This is a genomic window from Pectobacterium odoriferum, assembly GCF_009931295.1.
Taxonomy (GTDB): Bacteria; Pseudomonadota; Gammaproteobacteria; order Enterobacterales; family Enterobacteriaceae; genus Pectobacterium; species Pectobacterium odoriferum.
Window position 1 is genome coordinate 1,938,567 of record NZ_CP034938.1, and the last position, 21,901, is coordinate 1,960,467.

22 protein-coding genes are annotated in these 21,901 nt (G+C 43.8%); 8 read left to right on the top strand and 14 right to left on the bottom strand.

Annotation, left to right across the window (positions count from 1 at the left end; all coding sequences use genetic code 11):
- Window positions 1–9: 9 nt before the first annotated feature.
- The 11 genes from fliP to fliF all read right to left on the bottom strand — a co-directional run bounded on the left by fliP (window position 10) and on the right by fliF (window position 9,819).
- Complete coding sequence (fliP, locus tag EO763_RS08590) at window positions 10–705, bottom strand: flagellar type III secretion system pore protein FliP (RefSeq protein ID WP_172644770.1); 696 nt, start codon at window positions 703–705, stop codon at window positions 10–12.
- Between the two features lie 77 nt (window positions 706–782).
- On the bottom strand, window positions 783–1,205 hold the full coding sequence (gene fliO, locus EO763_RS08595; protein ID WP_161528688.1) for a flagellar biosynthetic protein FliO: 423 nt from the start codon (window positions 1,203–1,205) through the stop codon (window positions 783–785).
- Window positions 1,205–1,618, bottom strand: a complete 414-nt coding sequence (fliN, locus tag EO763_RS08600) for a flagellar motor switch protein FliN (RefSeq protein ID WP_010279616.1) — start codon at window positions 1,616–1,618, stop codon at window positions 1,205–1,207. The genes fliO and fliN overlap by 1 nt, the downstream gene beginning before the upstream one ends.
- Window positions 1,611–2,624 carry a flagellar motor switch protein FliM gene (gene fliM, locus EO763_RS08605; RefSeq protein WP_010301682.1) on the bottom strand — a complete coding sequence of 338 codons (1,014 nt, stop codon included), beginning with the start codon at window positions 2,622–2,624 and terminating at the stop codon, window positions 1,611–1,613. Before fliM ends, fliN begins: the two co-directional genes overlap by 8 nt.
- Window positions 2,625–2,629: 5 nt before the next feature.
- The gene (gene fliL / locus EO763_RS08610) at window positions 2,630–3,109 is read right to left on the bottom strand and encodes a flagellar basal body-associated protein FliL (RefSeq protein WP_010301685.1); all 480 of its coding nucleotides are present in this window, start codon (window positions 3,107–3,109) and stop codon (window positions 2,630–2,632) included.
- A gap of 155 nt (window positions 3,110–3,264) precedes the next feature.
- Window positions 3,265–4,563 (bottom strand): flagellar hook-length control protein FliK, encoded by a 1,299-nt coding sequence (locus tag EO763_RS08615; RefSeq protein ID WP_161528689.1) that lies wholly within the window; start codon window positions 4,561–4,563, stop codon window positions 3,265–3,267.
- The gene (gene fliJ / locus EO763_RS08620) at window positions 4,560–5,006 is read right to left on the bottom strand and encodes a flagellar export protein FliJ (protein WP_010279625.1); all 447 of its coding nucleotides are present in this window, start codon (window positions 5,004–5,006) and stop codon (window positions 4,560–4,562) included. Before fliJ ends, EO763_RS08615 begins: the two co-directional genes overlap by 4 nt.
- Window positions 5,007–5,014: 8 nt before the next feature.
- Entirely contained in the window at window positions 5,015–6,385 is a 1,371-nt protein-coding gene (gene fliI / locus EO763_RS08625) for a flagellar protein export ATPase FliI (protein ID WP_103158374.1), read from the bottom strand.
- On the bottom strand, window positions 6,385–7,107 hold the full coding sequence (gene fliH / locus EO763_RS08630) for a flagellar assembly protein FliH (RefSeq protein ID WP_161528690.1): 723 nt from the start codon (window positions 7,105–7,107) through the stop codon (window positions 6,385–6,387). The genes fliI and fliH overlap by 1 nt, the downstream gene beginning before the upstream one ends.
- Entirely contained in the window at window positions 7,100–8,092 is a 993-nt protein-coding gene (gene fliG / locus EO763_RS08635; protein WP_039311714.1) for a flagellar motor switch protein FliG, read from the bottom strand. Before fliG ends, fliH begins: the two co-directional genes overlap by 8 nt.
- Complete coding sequence (gene fliF, locus EO763_RS08640) at window positions 8,089–9,819, bottom strand: flagellar basal-body MS-ring/collar protein FliF (protein ID WP_161528691.1); 1,731 nt, start codon at window positions 9,817–9,819, stop codon at window positions 8,089–8,091. The genes fliG and fliF overlap by 4 nt, the downstream gene beginning before the upstream one ends.
- Before the next feature lie 260 nt (window positions 9,820–10,079).
- On the opposite strand from fliF, the gene fliE reads away from it, so the two are divergent.
- Entirely contained in the window at window positions 10,080–10,394 is a 315-nt protein-coding gene (gene fliE / locus EO763_RS08645; protein ID WP_044205918.1) for a flagellar hook-basal body complex protein FliE, read from the top strand.
- Between the two features lie 275 nt (window positions 10,395–10,669).
- Here fliE and fliT read toward each other — a convergent pair whose 3' ends face one another.
- From fliT to fliD, 3 genes are read right to left on the bottom strand one after another with little or no spacing between them, the layout of a single operon-like run.
- Entirely contained in the window at window positions 10,670–11,101 is a 432-nt protein-coding gene (gene fliT / locus EO763_RS08650; protein WP_161528692.1) for a flagella biosynthesis regulatory protein FliT, read from the bottom strand.
- The gene (gene fliS, locus EO763_RS08655; protein ID WP_014915891.1) at window positions 11,049–11,459 is read right to left on the bottom strand and encodes a flagellar export chaperone FliS; all 411 of its coding nucleotides are present in this window, start codon (window positions 11,457–11,459) and stop codon (window positions 11,049–11,051) included. Before fliS ends, fliT begins: the two co-directional genes overlap by 53 nt.
- A 30-nt stretch (window positions 11,460–11,489) precedes the next feature.
- Entirely contained in the window at window positions 11,490–12,914 is a 1,425-nt protein-coding gene (gene fliD / locus EO763_RS08660; RefSeq protein ID WP_161528693.1) for a flagellar filament capping protein FliD, read from the bottom strand.
- A 269-nt stretch (window positions 12,915–13,183) separates the two neighbouring features.
- Between fliD and EO763_RS08665 the strand changes: the two genes are divergently transcribed.
- From EO763_RS08665 to EO763_RS23925, 7 genes are all read left to right on the top strand, one after another.
- Window positions 13,184–14,056 carry a flagellin N-terminal helical domain-containing protein gene (locus EO763_RS08665; protein WP_010279647.1) on the top strand — a complete coding sequence of 291 codons (873 nt, stop codon included), beginning with the start codon at window positions 13,184–13,186 and terminating at the stop codon, window positions 14,054–14,056.
- A 224-nt stretch (window positions 14,057–14,280) separates the two neighbouring features.
- A complete protein-coding gene (locus tag EO763_RS08670) occupies window positions 14,281–17,703 on the top strand; it encodes an O-linked N-acetylglucosamine transferase family protein (RefSeq protein ID WP_161528694.1) in 3,423 nt (1,140 codons plus the stop codon).
- Between the two features lie 121 nt (window positions 17,704–17,824).
- Window positions 17,825–18,514: a WbqC family protein gene (locus EO763_RS08675; protein WP_161528695.1), complete on the top strand. Its 690-nt coding sequence runs from the start codon at window positions 17,825–17,827 to the stop codon at window positions 18,512–18,514.
- Window positions 18,501–19,454 carry an aspartate aminotransferase family protein gene (locus EO763_RS08680; protein WP_044205934.1) on the top strand — a complete coding sequence of 318 codons (954 nt, stop codon included), beginning with the start codon at window positions 18,501–18,503 and terminating at the stop codon, window positions 19,452–19,454. The genes EO763_RS08675 and EO763_RS08680 overlap by 14 nt, the downstream gene beginning before the upstream one ends.
- A gap of 12 nt (window positions 19,455–19,466) precedes the next feature.
- On the top strand, window positions 19,467–20,750 hold the full coding sequence (locus EO763_RS08685) for an ATP-grasp domain-containing protein (RefSeq protein ID WP_161528696.1): 1,284 nt from the start codon (window positions 19,467–19,469) through the stop codon (window positions 20,748–20,750).
- An 86-nt stretch (window positions 20,751–20,836) separates the two neighbouring features.
- The gene (locus EO763_RS08690; protein WP_161528697.1) at window positions 20,837–21,637 is read left to right on the top strand and encodes a hypothetical protein; all 801 of its coding nucleotides are present in this window, start codon (window positions 20,837–20,839) and stop codon (window positions 21,635–21,637) included.
- A 35-nt stretch (window positions 21,638–21,672) separates the two neighbouring features.
- On the top strand, window positions 21,673–21,888 hold the full coding sequence (locus EO763_RS23925; protein WP_425281358.1) for an FkbM family methyltransferase: 216 nt from the start codon (window positions 21,673–21,675) through the stop codon (window positions 21,886–21,888).
- Window positions 21,889–21,901: the final 13 nt, after the last annotated feature.

Genomic DNA, 21,901 nt, shown 5'->3' on the forward strand with positions numbered 1-21,901 from the left:
TCTATTCGTCTAACTATAAAAACTCTGGGCTAATGAACCGAGTAGTAGCTGCCAGCCATCGACTAATACGAAAAGCATGAGTTTAAAAGGCAATGAAATGGTTGCCGGAGGAACCATCATCATCCCTAGCGCCATTAATACGCTGGCAACAACGAGGTCAATGATGAGGAAAGGGATAAAGACGGTGAAACCAATTTGGAAAGCGGTTTTTAGCTCACTTGTCACAAATGCGGGGAGAAGCACGCGCATGGGTACCGCTTCAGGCCCCTGGATCTCTGGAATTTCTGCCAGCCGAGTAAACAACGCCAGATCAGTTTCCCGCGTCTGCCGCAGCATGAATTCACGGACTGGCTCCGCGCCACGTTCTATGGCGACTTCCATGCTGATTTGATCCTGACTGAAGGGAAGATAGGCCTCGTCATAAACGCGGTTTAATACGGGTGACATGACAAAAAATGTCAGGAAAAGTGTCAATCCGAGCAATACCTGGTTCGGTGGTGCGGTTGGTGTACCCAACGCATTACGTAACAAGCTCAGTACAATGATGATCCGGGTGAAGCTGGTCATCATTAACAATGCAGCAGGAAGAAAAGTTAATGACGTAAGTAAAACCAGCGTTTGTACGGATAGCGTCCAGCTCTGTCCACCATTAGGTAGAGGTTGCGTCACAATACCGGGAAGCTGTGCCCACACCGATGGTGCCATGAACAATAAACCGATGGCTAAACCGTAGCGCAGTGTGCGAAGCAGGGCGGTGATACGAAAATAATTAGGCAAGGCACTCATTCCGATTTTTCCGGACGCTTTAAAACTTTCTTTAACAGTTGATTGAAATCTACCGGCTTGGTATCACCAGTTGAGGAACTGTCGTTGGTTGGTTGTGCTGAAAGCGTATGCAGCGGCGTGATTTGCTGAGCCGTAACACCTAACACCAGCCAGGTATTATCAACTTCTACAATAACGACACGCTCACGCTGCCCGACAGGGCAACTGGATACCACTTTTAGCAACTTGTTTTGCTTGGCTTGGGGAGCAAAACCGAGTTTGCGAGCTAGCCAGGCAATCAGCAAAATGAATAATAAAATACCAGCTAGCACGCTACCAACCTGTGTCAGTAACATGCTGCCGGTAAGTGGTGGCTCAGTAACAAGTGTTGATTGCTGACTTGCTACTGGAGCCGGAGATGACATCGAGGCTATTGCCATTAACGACTCAGGCGGCGCATACGTTCGGATGGCGTGATGATATCTGTAATACGAACGCCGTACTTGTCAGATACAACAACAACCTCACCCTGGGCGATCAGATAGCCGTTGATCAGGATATCCAACGGTTCACCTGCTAAGCCATCAAGTGCAACAACGGAGCCCTGAGTCAGGCGCAGTAGCTCTTTTATCGTCATTTTAGTCCGGCCAAGCTCAACGGTGAGTTTGACAGGAATATCCAATATCAGGTCGATATCCTGCAGAGCACCCAGCGGATCATGACCATCTAGCGACTTAAAAATGCCTTCTGTTGTCGCGGCCGGTTTTTCTGCAGCCTGCTGCTCGTTAAATGCATCAGCCCACAGATCGTCCACTGATTCCTTGTCGTCGGACGGTTTCTTGGTGTCACTCATGGGGCTGTTCCTCGTTATCCAGAGAATTCAATATAGGGTTAATCAAATGTTCAACACGTAGGGCATATTGCCCGTTCAATGTGCCATATTGGCTGGTCAGCACGGGCACGCCGTCAACATGAGCAACGATTTTGTCAGGTTTGTCGATCGGTAACACATCGCCGGGCTGTAGCTTCAGAATCTTGGAGAGTCGCAGCGGAATATCAACAAAGCTTGCAACTAATTCCAATTCTGAATGCTGCACTTGCTTGGCTAAGGTGTCACGCCAACTCTGATCTTCCTGACGTGAGTTTTCCAATGGAGGATTCGCGAGCAGTTCACGCAGCGGTTCAATCATTGAAAAAGGAATACAGATGTTAAATTCGCCAGTCAGCGAACCGATCTCAACATGAAACGGCGTAGTCACGACGATATCATTAGGCGACGTCGTAATGTTGGTAAACTTGACCTGCATTTCTGAACGCACATATTCGATGTCAAGTTTGTAAATCGCATTCCAGGCTTCACCATAAGCCTCTAGAGCAAGGCGCAACATACGCTTAACGACACGCTGCTCTGTGTGGGTAAATTCACGTCCTTCAACTTTTGTTGGGAAGCGCCCATCACCGCCGAATAGGTTATCTACGGCGATAAATACCAAGCTTGGTGAAAATACAAATAATGCGGTACCACGTAGCGGTTTTAAGTGAATCAGATTCAGGTTTGTCGGTACGGGAAGGTTCCTGGCAAACTCATGATAAGGCTGGATCTTGATCGCACCTACAGTGATATCAGGGCTACGGCGTAACAGGTTAAACAATCCCATACGGAATTGACGCGCAAAGCGCTCATTAATGATTTCTAATGCCTGTAAACGCTCGCGAATAACGCGTCGTTGAGTATTCGGATCATAGGGCTTGACGCCCCCATCCGCTTTTGACGACGCATTTGCATCAGCGTCGCTATCGCCGCTGTCGCCATTTAATAATGCATCAATTTCTGCTTGTGAAAGAATGCTATCGCCCATAATGGTTACCGCAGTATAAAGGCCGTGAACAGAACATCAGTAACGACCTGGTTAGGTTGACCAGGAACTAATGGTGGGCTTAGCACTTGCTTAATTTGCTCTATCAGCTTCTGTTTACCTTGCTCATTGGCAAGCGCAATCGCGTCCTGACGAGAAAGCAGTAATAACAATCTGCTGCGAACTTCTGGCAGATAATTAGTAAACCGGGTACGCGTGGCTTCATCTGGTAAACGCAGCGTGAATCCAACATATAACACACGGTCAGGATCATTATCTGCATTGACGAGATTAACGGTAAAGGTATCCAGTGGCATGAAAACAGGCTCTGGCGGTGGCGGTGCTTCCTGCTCAGCCGTTGCCGCATTTTTCTGACTTAATAGCCACCAAGCGGCGCCCGCAGCACCAGTTGCAGCGAGAGCAACGATAATCAGTAGTATTAGCCAAATAGACCGTTTACGTCCTGGTCGAACTTGCATATCAGACATAGCCAAAGATAGTTCCCGTTACTTATCGATATTTATTGCTGGATGAAACCAATAATAAATAAATGCGTAATGTCGATGATTATCCTGCCTATTGCAATGTTCAATACAGAGAATAGGCAGGGAAAACCGTGCTAACTTATTCGTTTACTTCACTTTCAGGCAAAGATATCAACGCCGTTGACGGATGATGCCATTGATCTTAACTGTTCTGGTACGTCTAATAGTTCACTTGTGCTTTCTGATGAATGGCCAAATTGTTGTTGGTAAGACGTGCCACGGCTGTTGCCATCGTTGTTATTACCTGCCATTTGCTGCTGCCAGGCAGAGGAATCACTGCCTACGCTGCTCTGACCAAGGTTAATTCCACTCTCTGCCATCGCATTACGCAGGTGAGGTAGTGCAGCTTCCAGCGCTGAGCGAACCTGGCTGTTTGCTGAAGCCAGATGAATTTGAGCCTGGTTATCATCGATTTTTAGACTGATGTGCAGGGCACCCAATTCCTGTGGGTTCAAACGTAACTCTGCGGTCTGCTGACCATTACGGCTGAACATAATGATTTGCTGGCCCAATGCGTCTTGCCATTGTGGTGAACCAAATGGTGCGTTCAGTTGAGCACTCGCTGCCTGAGGAGCTGGTGTGGTCGTTCCCACCGATGCCGGCTGAATATGCATAGCCTGTGCGACAGGTGGCGTTGTTTGAGACGCGCCGTTGCCCAACGTAGAGACTGATTCAGACACATTGCGATCGCCCACAAGGGAATTCGGCGTCGTTAGCGAAAATTTTGCAGCCTCATCCGCAGATTCGGTTGTCAGTGAGGTTTGCTTGGCTACATGATGCAGATCGCGTGATATGCCTGCATCTTTATCTGGCGTCACTGACGCGTCAAGCAATTTTGCCAGTGTGCCTTTAGCACTTTCACCCGTATTGTTTAGTACTGATGCGGACGCGTCATTCTGGCGTTTAGCGTCAATGAGTCCCGGAATCGTTAACCCTGCATTTACGGCATTCGCTGCAATATTATCAGCGGCGGGTTGTGTAGGAAGCGGCGTTGTCTGCAACATGGCAAGCAGTGCCTGCATGGCGATAGTGTCATCTGTCGTGCTGCCACTCTCACTCTCTTTTTTATCCAGATTCTTAAACTTCGCCTGTCCTACAATTTCTGGATTTTGCTTACCCGCTGTAATCGTTGCTCCCGTGAGAGAACTGAAGGAAGAAAGCAGGGCATTTAAATCGTCACGGCTAAGCGAAGCATTATCTTTCCCTAATGCGCTTAACAGGGCTTCTTCGTCTACTTTATCGAGCGTTTTTTTACCCGAAGTATCGGCTACTTGCGATATGCGTTTGCTCAACAGATCAACAAAATCTTTTGGCAGCTCGCCCTGTGTCAGTAATGAAGCAGAAGAACTGCTTGTATCACTGGCAGTGGTAGCCATAGGTAACGCGGACAGATTCATGATTCTGCTTTCCTCTGTGAGGCCCGTTGGGCAAATTCATCCATTTGTTTTTGTTCTATTTTATTCTCTTTGGCAAGCTGTCTTGTCAGTTCGCGATCCTGCAATTTTTCAAATGCGTTCAAGCGTTGCTGTTTTTCTTGCCAGGTCTTCATCGCTAAATCTAAACGTGATGTCCACTGCGAAAGCTGTTGTCTGTGTTGCTCAATTGCACTGTCCAACGTTCGGATGAACTGTTGATAATTTTGCCAGCTATTATTCGCCATACCAGAGGACATCGTCGAGTTCAATTTTTGACGATAATCATCCTGATAGTTTAACAGCATATTGAGCTGCTGCTCTGCCTGTTGATGTGCCTGACGAACTTGACCCAATTGGCCAGCTGCTTTCTCAACGTCCTTCTGCGCCAGTTCGCGTAGTGTAACCAGCGGTGACTGGGTTTTCATCTGCTCTCCTACTCGTTACGAGGGAAAATAGTGTGCAACGCCTGACAGGACTCTTCATAGTTACTTTGTTCGAACATGCCTTGCTGCAAGAAGGCTTCCAGATGCGGGTAAAGCCGAATTGCTTTGTCAAGCATAGGGTCGCTGCCTGCGGCGTAGGCACCAACACTGACTAAATCACGGTTACGTTGGTAGCTGGATAGTAACTGTTTAAACTGCCTTACAGAAGCATAATGCCCTTCATCGATCAGCGCTGTCATCGCACGACTAATCGATGCTTCAATATCAATTGCCGGATAATGGCCAGACTCAGCTAATTGACGTGACAATACAATATGTCCGTCAAGGATGGCACGGGCGGAGTCAGCGATAGGATCCTGCTGATCGTCACCTTCTGTTAGAACAGTATAGAAGGCGGTAACTGAACCACCTCCATGAATACCATTTCCTGCGCGTTCTACTAACGCAGGTAATTTAGCGAAGACAGAAGGGGGATAACCCTTGGTTGCAGGCGGCTCGCCAATCGCTAACGCAATTTCACGCTGTGCCATGGCATAACGCGTGAGCGAATCCATGATGAGCAGAACGTGATGTCCGCGATCGCGAAAATCTTCAGCAATGCGCGTGGCATACGCAGCGCCCTGCATCCTTAATAAGGGAGAAACATCAGCTGGTGCGGCAATAACGACGGAGCGCGCTCGTCCTTCCGTACCCAGGATATTCTCAATAAAGTCTTTCACTTCTCTGCCACGTTCACCGATAAGGCCGACAACGATGACGTCAGCTTGAGTATAGCGTGCCATCATCCCCAACAGCACACTTTTACCCACCCCTGAACCCGCAAATAGACCCATTCGCTGCCCCCGACCCACGGTAAGCAAAGCGTTGATGGCTCGAACACCCACGTCCAGAACACTGTCGATTGGCGTTCTCTGTAATGGGTTGAACGGCGGTGTAATCAGTGGTGCGCGATAGCCTGTATCCGGTGCGGGTAAACCATCCAGCGGTTTTGCGCTGCCATCCAGTACACGACCCAGTAATTCAGGGCCTAAGGGCAATTGCTTTCCTTGACTGCTGCTGTCCTGGCCGACGCGAGCGTAGACACGCGCTCCAGGGGTAATACCTTCAACTTCTTCCAGCGGCATAAGAAAGAGTTTTTGCCCGTTGAAACCGACAACTTCGCTTTCGATTTCTTCAACCTGCGAGCCATTCTGCCGTTCAATGAGGCAGGTGGCACCCAGTGGCATATGTAACCCTGTCGCTTCCAATACCAAACCTGTCGCCCGGGTCAAGCGGCCGTAACGACGCACCGAAGGCGTGTCATCAATGCGCTTCTCAAATGAATCGAGAGAAGAAAGCCAGCGTCCGAGGCGTGAAGTCATTATAGCTCTCCCGGTGCGGCTAAACGGCAAAGCTCATGCCAGCGTGTCGCCAGACTGGCATCCAGATCGCCTTCTTCTGCGCTGACTTTACAACCACCAGGGTGAAGTTGACTATCGGCAAGCAATCTCCAACCGTGCAAGCTGAGTGTCGGACCCAAATATTGTTCAACACGTTCCAAGTCTGAGGGGTGAACACGCAGCTGCGTTTTCCCTGAGAACATAGGCTCTTGCTGAATCAATTGCTGTATTTGACCAAGCAGCGCATTACCATCGCATACCGGAGGTTGCCCCAGAATCTGCTTTGCTGCGGTCAAAGCTAACTGCATCAGGCGAGCCGGGATCACACTGTCGAGCGTATCCAGCGTCTGTTGGAATTCGGTGACCATTTGCTGCATCTGTTCAATAATCGGTTGCTGCTGCTGTAAGGCGTTCTGCAAACCCTGCTGTTGCCCCTTGGCTAAACCTTCCTGATAACCGGCGTCATACCCTTGTTGATGACCTTGCGCAAAACCCGTTTCTCGCGCCTGTTGCATCGTGCTTTCACGCAGAGAGGCGAGCTCGTCCTCTGCGGCAGAAAGGGCGTTTTCTTCAGGGAAACGCTCCGTGTCTGACAATTCAGGCTCATTACTTACCTGATATGTTGGCGCGGGCTTTAGAGTGGGTTCAGCCAGATCGTTGAGCTGCCAAGGCTGCCAGGCCAAATTTTTGGGAGCGTTAGACATAAGCATCCTCGCCGCCACCGATAATCATCTCGCCGCTGTCTGCCAGTCGACGAACGATAAGCAGAATGGCTTTTTGTTCGTTTTCGACCTGCGACATACGTACTGGACCACGAGTTGAAAGGTCGTCGCGAAGAATTTCCGCAGCACGCTGAGACATATTGCGTAGGAATTTCTCGCGTAAAGGCTCTTCGGCACCTTTCAATGCCAACAGCAGAGACTCGGATTCGACTTCTTGTAGAAGGCGCTGGATGCTTCGGTCGTCCACGTCCACCAGATTTTCGAACAGGAACATTTCGTCGATGATTTTCTGTGCCAGTTCGCCATCGAATTCGCGTACTGCATCGATAACCGCTTCTTCCTGCTGGGTTTTCATCAGGTTGATAATCTCAGCCGCAGTACGAACACCACCCATTTTGCTGCGTTTGAGATTCTGACCATCCAGCAAACCATTCAGAACGTCCGTCAATTCTGCCAGTGCGGAAGGCTGAACGCCGCCGAAGGTCGCGATACGTAGCATAACATCGTGACGAAGACGTTCGTCAAACAGGGCTAAGATATCGGCAGCCTGAGCACGTTTCAGGTGCACCAGGATTGTTGCGATAATCTGTGGGTGCTCGTCGCGAATAAGGTCTGCGGCAATCTGCGGCTCCATAAAGTTGAGTGTTTCCATTCCACTCGTAGAGTCGCGGCTCTCCAGAATATCTTCCAGCAGGCTAGACGCTCGCTCTTCACCAAGAGCTTTGACAAGCACTGAGCGAAGGTAGTCACCAGCATTCACGCTGAGAGCGGCATATTGCTCTGAATCAGCCTCAAATTCTCTCAGAATTTCGAGCAACTGCTGTTGTGATACCTGTCTCATGTTCGCCATTGCAGAGCTAAGATGCTGCACTTCTTTAGTCGAAAGATGAGTAAACACTTCCGCGGCGCGGTCTTCACCAATGGTCATCAATAAGATGGCGCTTTTTTCTGTTCCTGTCAGGGTCATAGTTCAGTACTCATCCATTGGCGAATGACCAGAGCGACGACGCGTGGGTCGTTCTCTGCCATTTCACGTATGCGGTTACTTTGCATTTCTGCATTGACGCGTTGCTGCGATTTCCGTTGCTGTTCAACTTCTGAGCTACTCAAGTTGACCATAACATCGCTGTCTGCACCTTGAGACAGCGCCGCCGCCGCCAGTGCCGCTTCTTGTTGCTGTGTTTTTCTCTGTAGTTGCGGACGAACCAGTTTACGCCACAGAATCCAGGCAACGATCAGAACCAGCAGCCAACGGCCAGCTTCCACTAGGAGATCGAAAAATGCTTGTTTTTGCCAAAACGGGAGTTCGCCAGAACCGTCAGTGCTGTCCATAAATGGCGTATTAACGACATTTAATGTATCACCGCGTTCAGCAGAGAAGCCCATTGCTTCGCGTGCTACCGTTTCAATCTGTTTGATCTGTTCTTCAGTCAGTGCTACTGGTTTGCCATCCTCACCAGGAGGCTGATAGTTAACAATAACGGCTGCAGACAAACGCTTCACACCACCCGAGCTGTGTTTGGTATGTAAAATCGTCTTGTCGACTTCATAGTTGGTTGTTGCATCATTGCGAACATTTGATGTTTGAATAACGGCATTTGCATTTGCCGCATTAGCTTGCGCACCTGCCGCATTGTTTTGGTTCTGCTGGCCAGCCTGATTGTTTGCATTGGCATTAGCGTTAGCATTATTTGGCGGTGTTGCGATAGGGGCTGTAGGCGCCGGTGCGGGCTGATTGGTTAATGCACCAGGAACGCCACCGACGTTCGGGCCTCCTCTTTGCTCACTCTGGCTGGTTTGCTGAGAGCGAACAGCCGCTTTATCTGGCGGTTGGTTGGGTTGATACTGTTCGTCAGTTTGTTCACGAGCAGAGAAATCGATTTGCGCGGTGACCTGAGCATGTACGTTACCCATGCCAACCATTGGTGCGATGATTGACTCTATGCGACGTTGGTACATCGCCTCGACTTCGTTACTGTACTTCAGTTGTGCGGCATTCAGATCGCGGCCACTGCCGCCAGCCTGGGTTAACAGGCGCCCGGTTTGATCGACGACCGTAACATTATCTGGTGGCAGGCCAGCAACACTGCTGGAAACCATATAAACGATGGAATTAATTTGCCCTTCGTCTAATGCACGACCCGGCTGTAATGTCAGGGTGACAGAAGAAGAGGGCGCTTTTTGCTCACGCACGAACAGTGAAGGTTTCGGTATGGCAAGGTGAACTCGTGCATTCTGAACGGGGCCGAGCGTTTCTATCGTTCTGGACAGTTCACCTTCCAGTGCTCGCTGGTAATTAATCTGCTCGCTGAATTGGCTGATGCCAAATTTTTCCTGATCGAGCAATTCAAAGCCAACTGCGCCGCCTTTTGGCAGTCCCAATTGAGCCAGTCGGAGTCGGGTCTCATAGACATTGGCGGCAGGAATCATGATCGCCCCGCCATTTTCCGCAAAACGATAGGGGATATTCAGCTTTGTTAATTCGCTGACAATCGCACCGCCATCACGGTCATTTATATTGCTATAAAGCACTCGATAGTCTGGACCTTTAGCCCATAGCATCAACGCAACGACGATCGCAATGGTCGCAGCGGCTGCGATCAATAGCGGAATTTTCGGATTGGCGCGTAACCGGTTGAGTATTTCGCCAAAGCTATTTTTACCGGTAGCGGAGCCGGTTAATGAGGCGTTCATACTCTATCTCTGCTTGGTTGTTGAACGATATACTTAACGTTGTGACGTGACAAAACAGAACTCCCTGATTGCGCAATCAATAAAACATTTCGCCTACATTTATCGGCATGTCATTATTTTCCGTAAAAGAAAAATCGATGGGTCGATAAGGTGGCATTTTTCGCGCTAATTGTGCGATTTATCTGAAAAGCGGTGTGATAGGGTAATGCTGTCATAGAAAATGCATAAGCAGTCTACTCTGTATGATGTAGTGAGGTGTTATGTCAGTTCAAGGTATTGATGGCGTTTTACAGCAAATGCAGGTCAAAGCTCTGCAAGCTGCTGATATGCCAATAGCCAGACCATCGATAGAACCTGGTTTTGCCAGTGAGCTGAAGGCCGCGATCGATAAGATCAGCGACACGCAGCAGACGGCTCGTACGCAGGCTGAAAAATTTACCTTGGGTGTGCCGGGCGTGGCATTGAATGATGTGATGGTGGATTTGCAGAAATCATCCATTTCAATGCAGATGGGCATTCAAGTACGTAATAAACTGGTATCTGCGTATCAGGAAGTGATGAATATGTCTGTTTGATGTCGTCTAATGATATCAACCTGTAACTAGCAAAGTCATTGTGCGTAATCTCACTGCTAATACAATGAAATTACGCACAATCTTTATTTGTTCAGGCTCCTACTTGTATATATTCTCTGTCTTCACGTCCTCTAATCTCTAAATTCTTAGCGCGTGCTGATTTCGTTATGCCGATAGCCTGAGCATGCAGAGTAAAAGCACCGTTTGTGGGTAAAAAAACGCACCCGTATCAGGTGAAGATAGAGGCGCGAGTATCATATATAACGAGTATGAAATTATGAGCTTGGCTCACCTGGAGCGGGTTCACCTGGTAGCAGTCGCTTCCCTGCAAATTCGCTATAAGTCGTATTAATTGACTTTTGCTTCAGTGATTGCCCCATTAACGAACTTAATTCGTCCATCCGCTTCTGCAGAAGTTGTTTTACTTTCGCTTCATTATCCATCACTTCCTGCAAAATCTGTCGCAGATGCAAACGCATCACACTGTCAATTTCGTCAGGAATTGGCGTGTTAACTAAGCCTTCAACGGACTGAACATAAACAATCTCTTGCTCAACCAACGTATCCCACTGACCGCTTACGGCCAAATGAAGAATTTTTTGACTCAGAGACAAAAGCTGTTGGTAATCTTTTAGAAGCCGATGGGGGAGGCCATTAACGTACTTCCTGCTCTGGTTTATAATTAGGACCGATTTGTCGCCAAGCATCAGCGATATTTTCCAGTAACACTTCGACTTCTTCTATCGCTTTGGGATCGTTATGTAGATTAGCAATCAACAAACGTTGAGACATGTAGTCGTACAGAGCGGACAGATTTTCAACGAGTTCGCCCCCGCCTTCCATATCCAATCCGGTTTTTAGTCCGTTATTGATAATGTTGATCGCTTTAGATAACGCCATACCTTTACCCTGGATATCGCCTTGCTCCATGAGGATGCGTGCGCGCACCATCGCACTGCGCGCGCCATCAAACAGCATGACGATAAGCTGGTGAGGGCTTGCGCTCATCACACTGCTTTCGAGGCCCACTTGAGCATAGGCTTGGCTGCCTTTCATGTTGTACATCACATTACCTATATTTCTTTCAGTGAGAATTTAGAGTCTAGAGAACATGCTAGTTAAACTGCTCAACGTACCGTTCATTTTTGTCATGGCTTTATCAAGATCGACGAACTGTTTCTGATAACGGGCAATCGTGTCTTCAATCCCATTTTTCATACGAGTAGATTGAGTATCCAACTTTTGTAGTGTGCTATTAATACCGTCTTCTTTGGTTTTTATTAAACCTTCTGTCGTATCAAGGACTTCTTTCAGGTATGTACGGGTCTGTGTCGAGAATCCTGTTGTATCATTGTCACCAACAAAAAAGGCTCGAACTTTGCCTGGTTCTTCTTTCAACGCTTTGTCTAGTTTGGTATCACTAATTTCCAACTTCCCAGTTTTGAAATTTTGCGTAATACCAAGATCTGCCAGAATACGGAATTCATCGCTGCCGCTTTGTACCGTTGTGAGCTGTGCCTTGAGTTTATTTTGGATACCACGAACCGTAGAATCCCCTAGCAATGCGCCATTGCTACTTGCTTGGGACTCACCTGGGTCAACTGCAGTGTATTTTGTTTGAGCAGCAATGGTGTCTTGCAGTGAATTGTAAGCATCAACCCATGCTTTGATCGTATCTTTCATTCCGGTGATATCCTGCTCAATCGTCAGGGTTTCCGGTTTGCTTGCTTCAGTCTGAGTCAGAAGATTGATCGTTACACCTTCAAAGGCATCAGAAATCGAATTACTTTGTCTTTCTATATCAATGCCATTCGCCGTGATTTGCGCGTTTTTAGCTGCTACCTTTTCTGTTGGCGCGCCATTAAAGACGTTTGTGTCGTCTCCCCCAATGGAGATTTTACTCTCAGTACCGCTGTTCTTAGCGGTTAGCATTAGGTAGTACTCATTATCCTTCGCTTTGACGACGCTTGCCGTCACGGTGCCATTAACTTTGTTGATCGCGTCACGAACATCGTTTAGCGATGTTTCACCGGCTTTGATATCTATTTCCAGATATTTTAGATAATCATCACCGACTTTAGTGAATTTGCCGTTGTCTTGAGCGATAACGAGCTTTGTGTCTGTCGCACTTAATGGCTCGGTGGCACTGGTCTTGGCTACTGACGTTATTGAATGCGCTTGGGCTAATTGTTTCACGTCAATACTGAAGGTACCGGCAACCGCTTTACTATCGGTGGTTGCAGTAAATGCTTTGTTCGTGCTGGAAACTTTGGTTGATGTGATACCATCAATTGAACCTTTGACGACGCCGAAGGATTCAGAGATGGCTAAAGCTTCATTCGCTGTTTTAAGTCTATCAAGGGCGCCTTTCAGAGCACTGATGCCGCTTAGCTGGGATTTGAAACTAGACTGCTGAGTGGTTATTGGCACAAGCCTTTGATTTTCAGCGGTTCTAAGCTGCGTAAGCAAATCGTTTAAAGCTAATCCTGAACCTACACCTAATGAAGAAATATTTGCCATGATAGAATCCTTTTATTCAGAGTGCGATGAGCTATGAAGCAATTATCGGCAGGATAGAAAATAAGTTTAGCAGTAAAGAACGGTCATCTTTATTGCTGAGTAATGTTGCCGAATAAGGGGCCTATCAGAATTGCCTTCTAAACAATAAAAATGAATTTAGGCTAAAAAAAAGTTAAAGCTTCTGGAAAGCGTTCCGATAAATGTTAGCGACGGGGATGAACCCGTGGGTCTAACCCGAAACCGATAACCACTGATTAAGGAACGCTATCATGGCAGTAATTAATACTAACATCATGTCTCTGACTACTCAGAACAACTTGAACAAATCTCAGTCTGCTCTGGGTACCGCTATTGAGCGTCTGTCTTCTGGTCTGCGTATCAACAGCGCGAAAGATGACGCAGCGGGTCAAGCGATCGCTAACCGTATGACCGCTCAGGTTAAGGGTATGACTCAGGCAGCACGTAATGCCAACGATGGTATTTCTCTGACTCAGACTGCTGAAGGCAACCTGAACGAAATCAACAACAACTTGCAGCGTATCCGTGAACTGGCAACGCAAGCAGCGAACGATCCTAACGGCAAAACTGACCGTGACTCTATCGTCAAGGAAATGACTCAGCGCATTAACGAAGTTAACCGTGTTGCTCAGAGCGCTTCTTTCAACGGTACTAAACTGCTGGACGGTTCTGCAAGTGCTGGCATCATCATTCAGGTTGGCGCTAACACTGGTGCAACTGAAACTATTACCATCGACAGCACCGCACTGATCAACGCCACCACTGGCGGTACTGGTTCAATGAGTGATGTTGCAGCTAAAATCACTTCTCTGGGCGCTGTTGCTACCGGTAGTTCTGCTAACTCAGCAGCTCAGGCTCTGATCACTTCTCTGGATACTGCTCTGTCAGCTGTTGATGCTGCACGTAGTAACCTGGGTGCGATTCAGAACCGTTTTGAATCTACCATCACCAACCTGAACAACTCTATCAACAACCTGTCTTCTGCTCGTAGCCGTATTGAAGACGCTGACTACGCAACTGAAGTATCAAACATGAGCCGTAGCCAGATTCTGCAACAGGCTGGTACTTCTGTACTGTCCCAGGCAAACCAGGTTCCACAGACTGTTCTGTCTCTGCTGCGTTAATCCCCAGCCAGACAAACACTGTAACTTATATTATAAGCCAGTCCTTCGGGGCTGGTTTTTTATGGTAAACATCCTGTGCGTTAATGCCGTTGTGAAACCGTACTATCTCTCCCTAACGTATGTTATACGCCTAATATTTCCCTCTATTTATAAGATTGCGTATCTTAATAGTTGATACGATAGTAGTAATTTCTTTTTCCTCTCATGAAAGGTTTTCCCTTCTGATGACTCTAGATACTGCTGCCAGCCATCCAACAATGAGCGCGGCCGATCGTTGTCCTTTGCCTTATACCTCACCGACGCATTTGCAAGCCGTGGCATACTTGCATGGCATTGTGGCAGCGGACCCTGACAGGGCGCGAGTACTGGAACTGGGATGCATGAGTGGCGCGAACCTGCTGCCATTTGCCACTGCATATCCGCAGGCACAGGCTATTGGCATCGACCTTGACGAGGAAAAAATTGCACAAGGGCAGATGTGGGTACAGCAGTATGGGCTAACCAATCTGCAACTTCAGGCGATGGATTTGGCATCGCTTTTGGACAGCGATCTTGGCAAATTTGATTATATTATTGTCCATGGTGTTTTCGGACTGATCGGTGGCGAAGCGCGCTCGGCGTTGTTGGCATATTGTCACCGCCACTTAAGTGCAAAAGGCGTGGTGTGTTTTTCCTATTCGACCTACCCAGGTGGGAAAACAGAGGAAATACTGCAGGATGCCTTAAATCTGCATGCCAGTCTGGCAGAAACACCGGAACAACAGCAAGCCAGCGCCAGAGCCATGCTGAGTTACTTATCGCTGGGCCTATCTGCAGATAATCCTCAGAGAACAGCTATTGCTGCCCTGGTTGAAGAAGCTGAAAAACTGGGAGACGTGTCGTTAGCGCTCAATTATTTACAAGGTCTGAATCAACCTTGCTATCTGCTCGACTTTAATGCGCAGATTACGCAAGAAGGCTTGTCTTATGTCGGTGAAATTGAACCTCATACCGAGATTGCCGCCCACTATGGTGAGCAGGTAGATAGTTTGCTGCGCGCAATCTGTCCGACAGGCAATAAAATATTGAAGCAACAGTATCTGGATTTCAATGTCGGACGTAAACGTCGGTTTAGTCTGTTGGTGGCGGCTGAGCGAGCGGAAAAGCTGGAATCGGAAATTGATACCTCTCGACTGGATAAACTTTCTTGGGCCGGTAGCTTCCGCCGTGTCATGTTAAATAAAGGATTGGCGTCTAACGCACATATCACCAATACCGGCATACAGATATCGACCGATCACGAACTTACACAGCAAATCCTTGATGTTTTAGGTAATGCGTGGCCAGCGAGTGTCTCCTTTAAGCAACTTATATTTAATACTCATTTTCCTGAAAGAGAAAATGATGAGCAAGAACATGAAAAGAATGTGCGTGAATCTCTCTATGCTTTGTTAAAGCAGGGAATATCGAGCATTCATTTCTGCGTCGGTGAATGCGCTTATCGTAAAAGTGAATTCAGTGCACTGCGAGTATTACCTAACTGTGGGGATATTTACCCTGCATTCAACTATTGGTATGAGTCTTTCACGCTGCCATTAGGGGCTCAGGGTCTGAAAATTCCAATGAGCTTACTGGATGAGCAGGAAGAGGGCTCATTAGCGCTGTTAGATGAATTGCACCATAAAGGTTTGATGATTGGAAGTGCGTTGGCATGGCAGCGTTATTTCCAAAAACGTATGGAACTAGCCAAGGATGTTAACGAAGTTATCCACAATGTGAGCCCGCTGATTATGTATTCCAGTAATGCGAGCGGTGGGGGGTTATTCAAGGCTAGTGATGTCATAAAAGTTGAGAAAAGTAGAAAAGAATTCGTTAACGATCCTATTGATGCGAAAGTTAAACGTCAATTATATGACTTGTTACAAGAACAGAAATATAGTGAAGCACGTTCTTTGGCTGAGGAGTTGACGGTAAAACAACCGGACAATCTACAAAATTGGATCACGCTAGAAAGAATCAACTTCGTCACTGGTGACAAAGATGCGGCGATATTCTCTTTAGCAAAAGTCATTTCCATGCATAGTAATGCATGGTTGGTCTACAGCGAGTTAGCTAGTTTATTATATAACACATATCATTACTGGGAAGCAATTAACTTAGCCTATAGAGTTATTCGCTGTGATGGGAGTATTGCTGTTGCCTGGAATGTGGTGGCGCTTGTTTATTTAAAATTTGAAAATATGTCTGGTGCAGAAATATGTATAGAAAAAGCAATCAAACTTCTGCCTAATGATGCGGCCATATTAAATGCAATGGCTATGACATTAGATACCCAATCTAAAATCGATGAGGCGATAATTTATTATCGCCGAGCTATTGAGGCAGCACCTTTTGATTTAAGTCTATATAGTAATATGTTGTTTGCTCTGACACACAAAAATGATATTACTCCGCGGGAGTTATTTTTAGAGCATAGACGTTATGGTGAAATTGTCGAGAATAATAATTCTACAAAGTTATCTGTTTTTTTAGAAAATAAACGTGATAAAAATACCGATAGGGTGTTAAAAATTGGATTTGTTTCTGGTGATTTATGGGAACATCCCGTAAGTAATTTTTTAGAGCCAATATGGAATGACATCAGTCACGAGAGCTTTTCTCTCTATGCTTATACTACAACGCATAAATATGATGATACTTCTCGTAGGTTAGAAAAAGGTGCTGTAGCATGGCATTGCGTTGCGGGTAAAAGTGACAGTGAGTTATTTGATTTAATTCAACGTGATGGCATTGATATTCTTTTCGACCTTTCTGGGCATACCGGTTATAATCGCTTGCCTGTCTTTTCTTTAAAGCCTGCACCAATCCAAATTACTTGGATTGGCTATCCTGGAACAACTGGGCTGAAAACAATGGATTATATGATTATCGATCATAATTATGCTGAGGCGGGTGTATTAGATGACCAGTTAACCGAAAAAATTATTTATCTTCCGTTTGTTAAACATTTTGAACCAATAAGCGGTTGTCCTGATGTGAACGAATTACCTGCGCTGTCAAGTGGTTATTTGACGTTGGGGAGTTTTAATCGACCCAAAAAAATAAATGATAGCGTAATTGCCACATGGGCGAAAATTCTTTCAAGCTCACCTAAAATACGTATGTTTATTGGTGGTATGGCCGGACAGGCGATGATAGATGATTTTCAAAAGAAATTTGAGAGTGCTGGTGTTAATTCTGAGCAACTTATCTTTGAGAAAAGAGTATCTATACATGAATATTTAAGGTTGCATAATAAAATAGATATTCTTTTAGACACATTCCCTTATACCGGAGGAACAACAACCAATCATGCTATGTGGATGGGGGTTCCAACATTGACTTTAGCAGGAACAACTCTAGCTTCCCGCCAAGGTGTTGCCGGTATGAAATTTGTGGGGCTTGATGAGTTTGTTGTACTCTCACAGGATGAGTATATTAACACTGCTGTGTCATGGGCAAGTAAGTTAGATGAGTTAAACGTAATTCGACAAGGATTGCGTCAAAGAATAATTAGAAAAAGAAATCATAATGTTAATGCAGCTTTTTATTTTGAAAAAGCATTACGGCGTGTATGGGAAAATTATTGTAATGGGCATGAGCCTTACAGTTTCCATATTGATGAATAATCAATGAGTATTGCTAAGTAGTGGGTAAGTGAAATTGAGAAATTATACCGTTTTTGGCTGCCTTAGCCAAGGGCGGTAGCGTTGCTATATATAATATGATTTTTATATTATTGGAGAGGATATGAAGCTCGGGATAATGCAACCGTATTTTTTTCCTTACATTGGATATTGGCAGTTAATCAAAGCTGTTGATGTATATGTGATTTATGACGATGTTAATTACATAAAAGGTGGCTGGATTAATAGAAATAACTTTTTGATAAATGGTGATAAAAAGTTATTTTCAATATCTTTGAGCAATAGTAGTTCATATAAGTTAATAAATGAGATAGAAATAAAGGATGACTTTGTTAAATTTGTTAAAATGATAAAAACAAATTATTCCAAAGCTCCATTTTTCAACGATGTTTATAAATTAGTTAATGAAATAATAGCATTTGAAGCTAAAAACTTAGCTATGTTCCTATTTAATAGTATTGAATTAATTCTAAAATATTTATCAATAAATCGGGAGTTACTGTTATCTTCAGATATCCAAAAAGACGTTAGTTTGAAGGGGCAGGATAAGATATTGAATATATGTGATAATCTTTGTGCTGATAGCTATATTAATGCTGTTGGAGGGGATGCGCTTTATGAAAGAGAAGTATTTCATAAAAATGGAATAGGTTTGTTTTTCATAAAACCCACCCTGTCTCAATATAAACAAAATACTAATGTTTATGTTCCTGGATTGTCTATTATTGATGTCATGATGTTCAATTCCCCTGATGAAATAAATAAAATGTTGGATGACTATGAATACTTATAATGAGTATGGTGGATTTCTTCAGCTAGAACTTGGGCGGGGAACAACTTATCATTCAGAGGCTATCTATCTTAACTCTGCAAGAAATGCTTTAAAATATATTATTCGACTTTATAAAATAAGAAAAATAGCAGTGCCGTATTTTACCTGTCCTGTCGTGTGGCAAGTACTGAAGGACGAAAACTGTGATATAGTATTTTATGATTGCGATCTGAATATGAACCCTAATCTTGCTAAAATTCGGAGAGATGATTTTTTCATTGTTAATGATTACTTTGGGGTTATGTCAGAAAAAATAGATGAAATAATTAGTTATTATCCCAACGTTATAATTGATAATGCGCAGGCTTTTTTTTCTTATAATTGCGGTCTTGCTGCTTTCTACAGTCCAAGAAAATTTTTTGGACTTCCAGATGGTGGTTTGGTAATTACGTCAGATAGACTTAATGAATCACTAGATGTTGATGTTTCTTACCTGCGATGCTTGCATTTACTGAAGCGTCATGATCTGAGTGCCAGTGCTTCCTACTCTGATTTCTGCGATGCAGATAAGAGAATTGATTCATTGCCAATGAGATATATGTCGCGTATGACAGAGAACCTTATGTCCGGCATTGATTATGATTTTATAAAAAACCGACGTATAAAAAATTATAATCATATGCATAAGAAACTTTCGGATGTAAATTTGTTGAATGTAACATTATCTGTGAATGCCACTCCTATGGCATATCCATTGCTTATCGAGAATAAAAATATAAAAAATAGATTAATACAAAAGAAAATATATGTCGCGACATATTGGCCTAATTTAGAGGATGTAGCTCCTGCTGATAGTAATACGCTGTATTTAAGGGATTATATTTTACCATTACCTATAGATCAGCGGTATGATATTAAGGATATTGACGCAATGCTAAAGATTATTGAATCAGTAATATAAGAGATACTACCGATGAGTTCTTATAAAAAAATCAATGTGCTTGTTTTTCCATGTGGTTCTGAAAATGCCAATGAAATATATCAGTCTTTAAGATACTCAATCCATGTTAATATTATTGGGGCCTCTAGTGTAGAAGACCATGGTAGATTTCGATATCCAAATTATATATCAAATATTCCGAACGTAAACGATGATACTTTTTATGATCATTTTTCTAATGTCATTCATAGTAATAATATAAATGTCGTTTTTGCTACGCATGATACTGTGGCAGAAAAACTTTCTTTACTAGCAAGTAGAATTGGTTTTTTTCTAGTTAATGGTGATTCAACAGCGACTAGAATTGCACGTAAGAAAAGTGAAACTTATGCGTTATTTCAAGACTGCCACTGGGTTCCACATCAGTATAAAATACTAGAAAGCGTATCTACGTGGCCAGTTATTATAAAACCGGATATGGGACAAGGGGGACACGGTATTATATTAGCTGATAGCTTTGAAAGTGCCCACTCTGCATGCAGAAATATTGTTTCTCCTGTGATTGTCGAATATTTACCTGGCTCTGAGTTGACTGTCGATTGCTTTACTAATCATAAAGGTGATTTAGTATGGATTGGCCCTAGGACGCGGGAGAGGGTTCGGGCAGGAATTACCATGCGTTCTCAGCAAGTTGAGTTAGGGGACGAAATTAAAAATATCGCCAGTACCATTAATAAGCGTATGATTTTGCGTGGGCCATGGTTCTTTCAATTGAAAGGTGACAGGCTAGGAAAATGGAAACTACTCGAAGTCTCTTGCCGTATAAGTGGTACGATGGTTTTTCAACGAGCAAGAGGGATTAACCTACCTCTCATGGCGATACATGACTATATGGGAAGAGATATCATTGCGTTGCCAAATAATGGTATTACACTTATAGATCGCTATATTGCTACTCGTGCGAAAGTAGATAGAGAATATAAAAATATTTATATCGACTTGGATGATACCTTAATAATGAATGGTTACGCGGTGCCTAAAATTATAAGTTTTATTTATCAATCAATTCTTGAGGGTAAGCGTATATATCTTATTACTCGCCACGAATTTGACATTAATGAAACACTTGTAAAGGCTAAAATTTCACCATCTATTTTTAATGGAATTTTCCATATAAAAAATGGTGAAAAAAAATCTCGTTATATACAGAATAATTCTATTTTTATTGATAACTACTTTCCAGAAAGAAAAGATGTTTATGAAAAAACTGGATGTCTTGTATTGGATGTTGATTCAGTGGAACTACTTATAAAGTAATGCAAGAAACTTTCTTAAAATATAATATTTTTTCATGATTATTTATAATTTATGTACATTACTGATTATTTCTATAGGGTTTTATTATGAGTAGAATTGAGTATGCTATAAATTTTTGTCGGGCTGCAATCGAAAGAAAAAAGCCTGTATTTATATTCGGTACATCTCAGCAAGGGATTTCTATTTCTTATAAAATATCAATTGATGGATTTATTGATGATTTCTCTTCATTAGATCATATCAATAATATCCCAATATTTAAATTGGATGATATACCAAATAACGCATTAGTTATTTGTGCTGTAGTTCAAGCAAAAATCATCATGGCCTGTAAAAAATTAGAAGATAGAAACTTAGAGTATTTGGATTATTACTATTTTAGAAAGTACTCTGGTTTAGAACTCCCTTCTTTTATGTTTCTTGATGACTTTTCAGAAGAATACGATAAAAATGGTGAGAAATATAAAAAAATAAGAGAGTTATTAAGTGATGAAGAGTCAAAACGCATCTTTGATAATCTTATTAATTTTAGACTAACTCATGATATTTCTTTTATGAAAGATTTTTCATTCTGCCCTAAAAAACAGTATTTTGATGAGGTTGTTTTTTGCTCGAATTCTCCTGAAACATTCGTTGATGCTGGAAGCTATGACGGTTCTACTACGTTAGAGTTTATTAACAAATTTCCTGACTATAAATCTATCTATGTTTTTGAACCAGAGCGAAAACAGTTTAATGTAGTTAAAGATAACTTGAAAGGGATTAAAAATATCTATTTTTTTTCTTACGGTTTGTCAGAAAAAGAAGAGGAGTTGAGATTTGAATTAAATGGAACTGCATCTAAAGTAAGTGATGACGGGAAGGAGTTATTCAAGTTTGCACTTTAGACCAAGTTCTATTTGACTCGGTTAGTTATATTAAAATGGATATAGAGGGTTATGAGATTAACGCTTTAAAAGGAGCTAAAGAAACAATATTGCGATTCCATCCTAAACTTGCTATCTGTGCTTATCATAAAGTAGATGATTTCTTTACGATACCAGAGTTAGTTTTATCATATAGAAATGATTATAAAGTCTATATGCGCCACTATACTGAAGGTCTGTTGGAAACAGTTTACTATTTTATACCTAAATAAAATAATTTTTATT

Excerpts from the sequence above, each read along its gene's own strand:
- fliL (WP_010301685.1), bottom strand. The coding sequence starts at position 3,109 with ATGTCTGATATGCAAGTTCGACCAGGACGTAAACGGTCTATTTGGCTA.
- EO763_RS08615 (WP_161528689.1), bottom strand. The coding sequence starts at position 4,563 with ATGAATCTGTCCGCGTTACCTATGGCTACCACTGCCAGTGATACAAGC.
- fliN (WP_010279616.1), bottom strand. The coding sequence starts at position 1,618 with ATGAGTGACACCAAGAAACCGTCCGACGACAAGGAATCAGTGGACGAT.
- EO763_RS08665 (WP_010279647.1), top strand. The coding sequence starts at position 13,184 with ATGGCAGTAATTAATACTAACATCATGTCTCTGACTACTCAGAACAAC.
- EO763_RS23925 (WP_425281358.1), top strand. The coding sequence starts at position 21,673 with ATGGATATAGAGGGTTATGAGATTAACGCTTTAAAAGGAGCTAAAGAA.
- fliP (WP_172644770.1), bottom strand. The coding sequence starts at position 705 with ATGGCACCATCGGTGTGGGCACAGCTTCCCGGTATTGTGACGCAACCT.
- EO763_RS08675 (WP_161528695.1), top strand. The coding sequence starts at position 17,825 with ATGAAGCTCGGGATAATGCAACCGTATTTTTTTCCTTACATTGGATAT.
- EO763_RS08690 (WP_161528697.1), top strand. The coding sequence starts at position 20,837 with ATGAGTAGAATTGAGTATGCTATAAATTTTTGTCGGGCTGCAATCGAA.
- EO763_RS08680 (WP_044205934.1), top strand. The coding sequence starts at position 18,501 with ATGAATACTTATAATGAGTATGGTGGATTTCTTCAGCTAGAACTTGGG.
- fliG (WP_039311714.1), bottom strand. The coding sequence starts at position 8,092 with ATGACCCTGACAGGAACAGAAAAAAGCGCCATCTTATTGATGACCATT.
- fliM (WP_010301682.1), bottom strand. The coding sequence starts at position 2,624 with ATGGGCGATAGCATTCTTTCACAAGCAGAAATTGATGCATTATTAAAT.
- fliT (WP_161528692.1), bottom strand. The coding sequence starts at position 11,101 with ATGCTTGGCGACAAATCGGTCCTAATTATAAACCAGAGCAGGAAGTAC.
- fliS (WP_014915891.1), bottom strand. The coding sequence starts at position 11,459 with ATGTACAACATGAAAGGCAGCCAAGCCTATGCTCAAGTGGGCCTCGAA.
- fliJ (WP_010279625.1), bottom strand. The coding sequence starts at position 5,006 with ATGAAAACCCAGTCACCGCTGGTTACACTACGCGAACTGGCGCAGAAG.
- fliF (WP_161528691.1), bottom strand. The coding sequence starts at position 9,819 with ATGAACGCCTCATTAACCGGCTCCGCTACCGGTAAAAATAGCTTTGGC.
- fliE (WP_044205918.1), top strand. The coding sequence starts at position 10,080 with ATGTCAGTTCAAGGTATTGATGGCGTTTTACAGCAAATGCAGGTCAAA.
- EO763_RS08685 (WP_161528696.1), top strand. The coding sequence starts at position 19,467 with ATGAGTTCTTATAAAAAAATCAATGTGCTTGTTTTTCCATGTGGTTCT.
- fliO (WP_161528688.1), bottom strand. The coding sequence starts at position 1,205 with ATGGCAATAGCCTCGATGTCATCTCCGGCTCCAGTAGCAAGTCAGCAA.
- fliD (WP_161528693.1), bottom strand. The coding sequence starts at position 12,914 with ATGGCAAATATTTCTTCATTAGGTGTAGGTTCAGGATTAGCTTTAAAC.
- fliI (WP_103158374.1), bottom strand. The coding sequence starts at position 6,385 with ATGACTTCACGCCTCGGACGCTGGCTTTCTTCTCTCGATTCATTTGAG.
- fliH (WP_161528690.1), bottom strand. The coding sequence starts at position 7,107 with ATGTCTAACGCTCCCAAAAATTTGGCCTGGCAGCCTTGGCAGCTCAAC.
- EO763_RS08670 (WP_161528694.1), top strand. The coding sequence starts at position 14,281 with ATGACTCTAGATACTGCTGCCAGCCATCCAACAATGAGCGCGGCCGAT.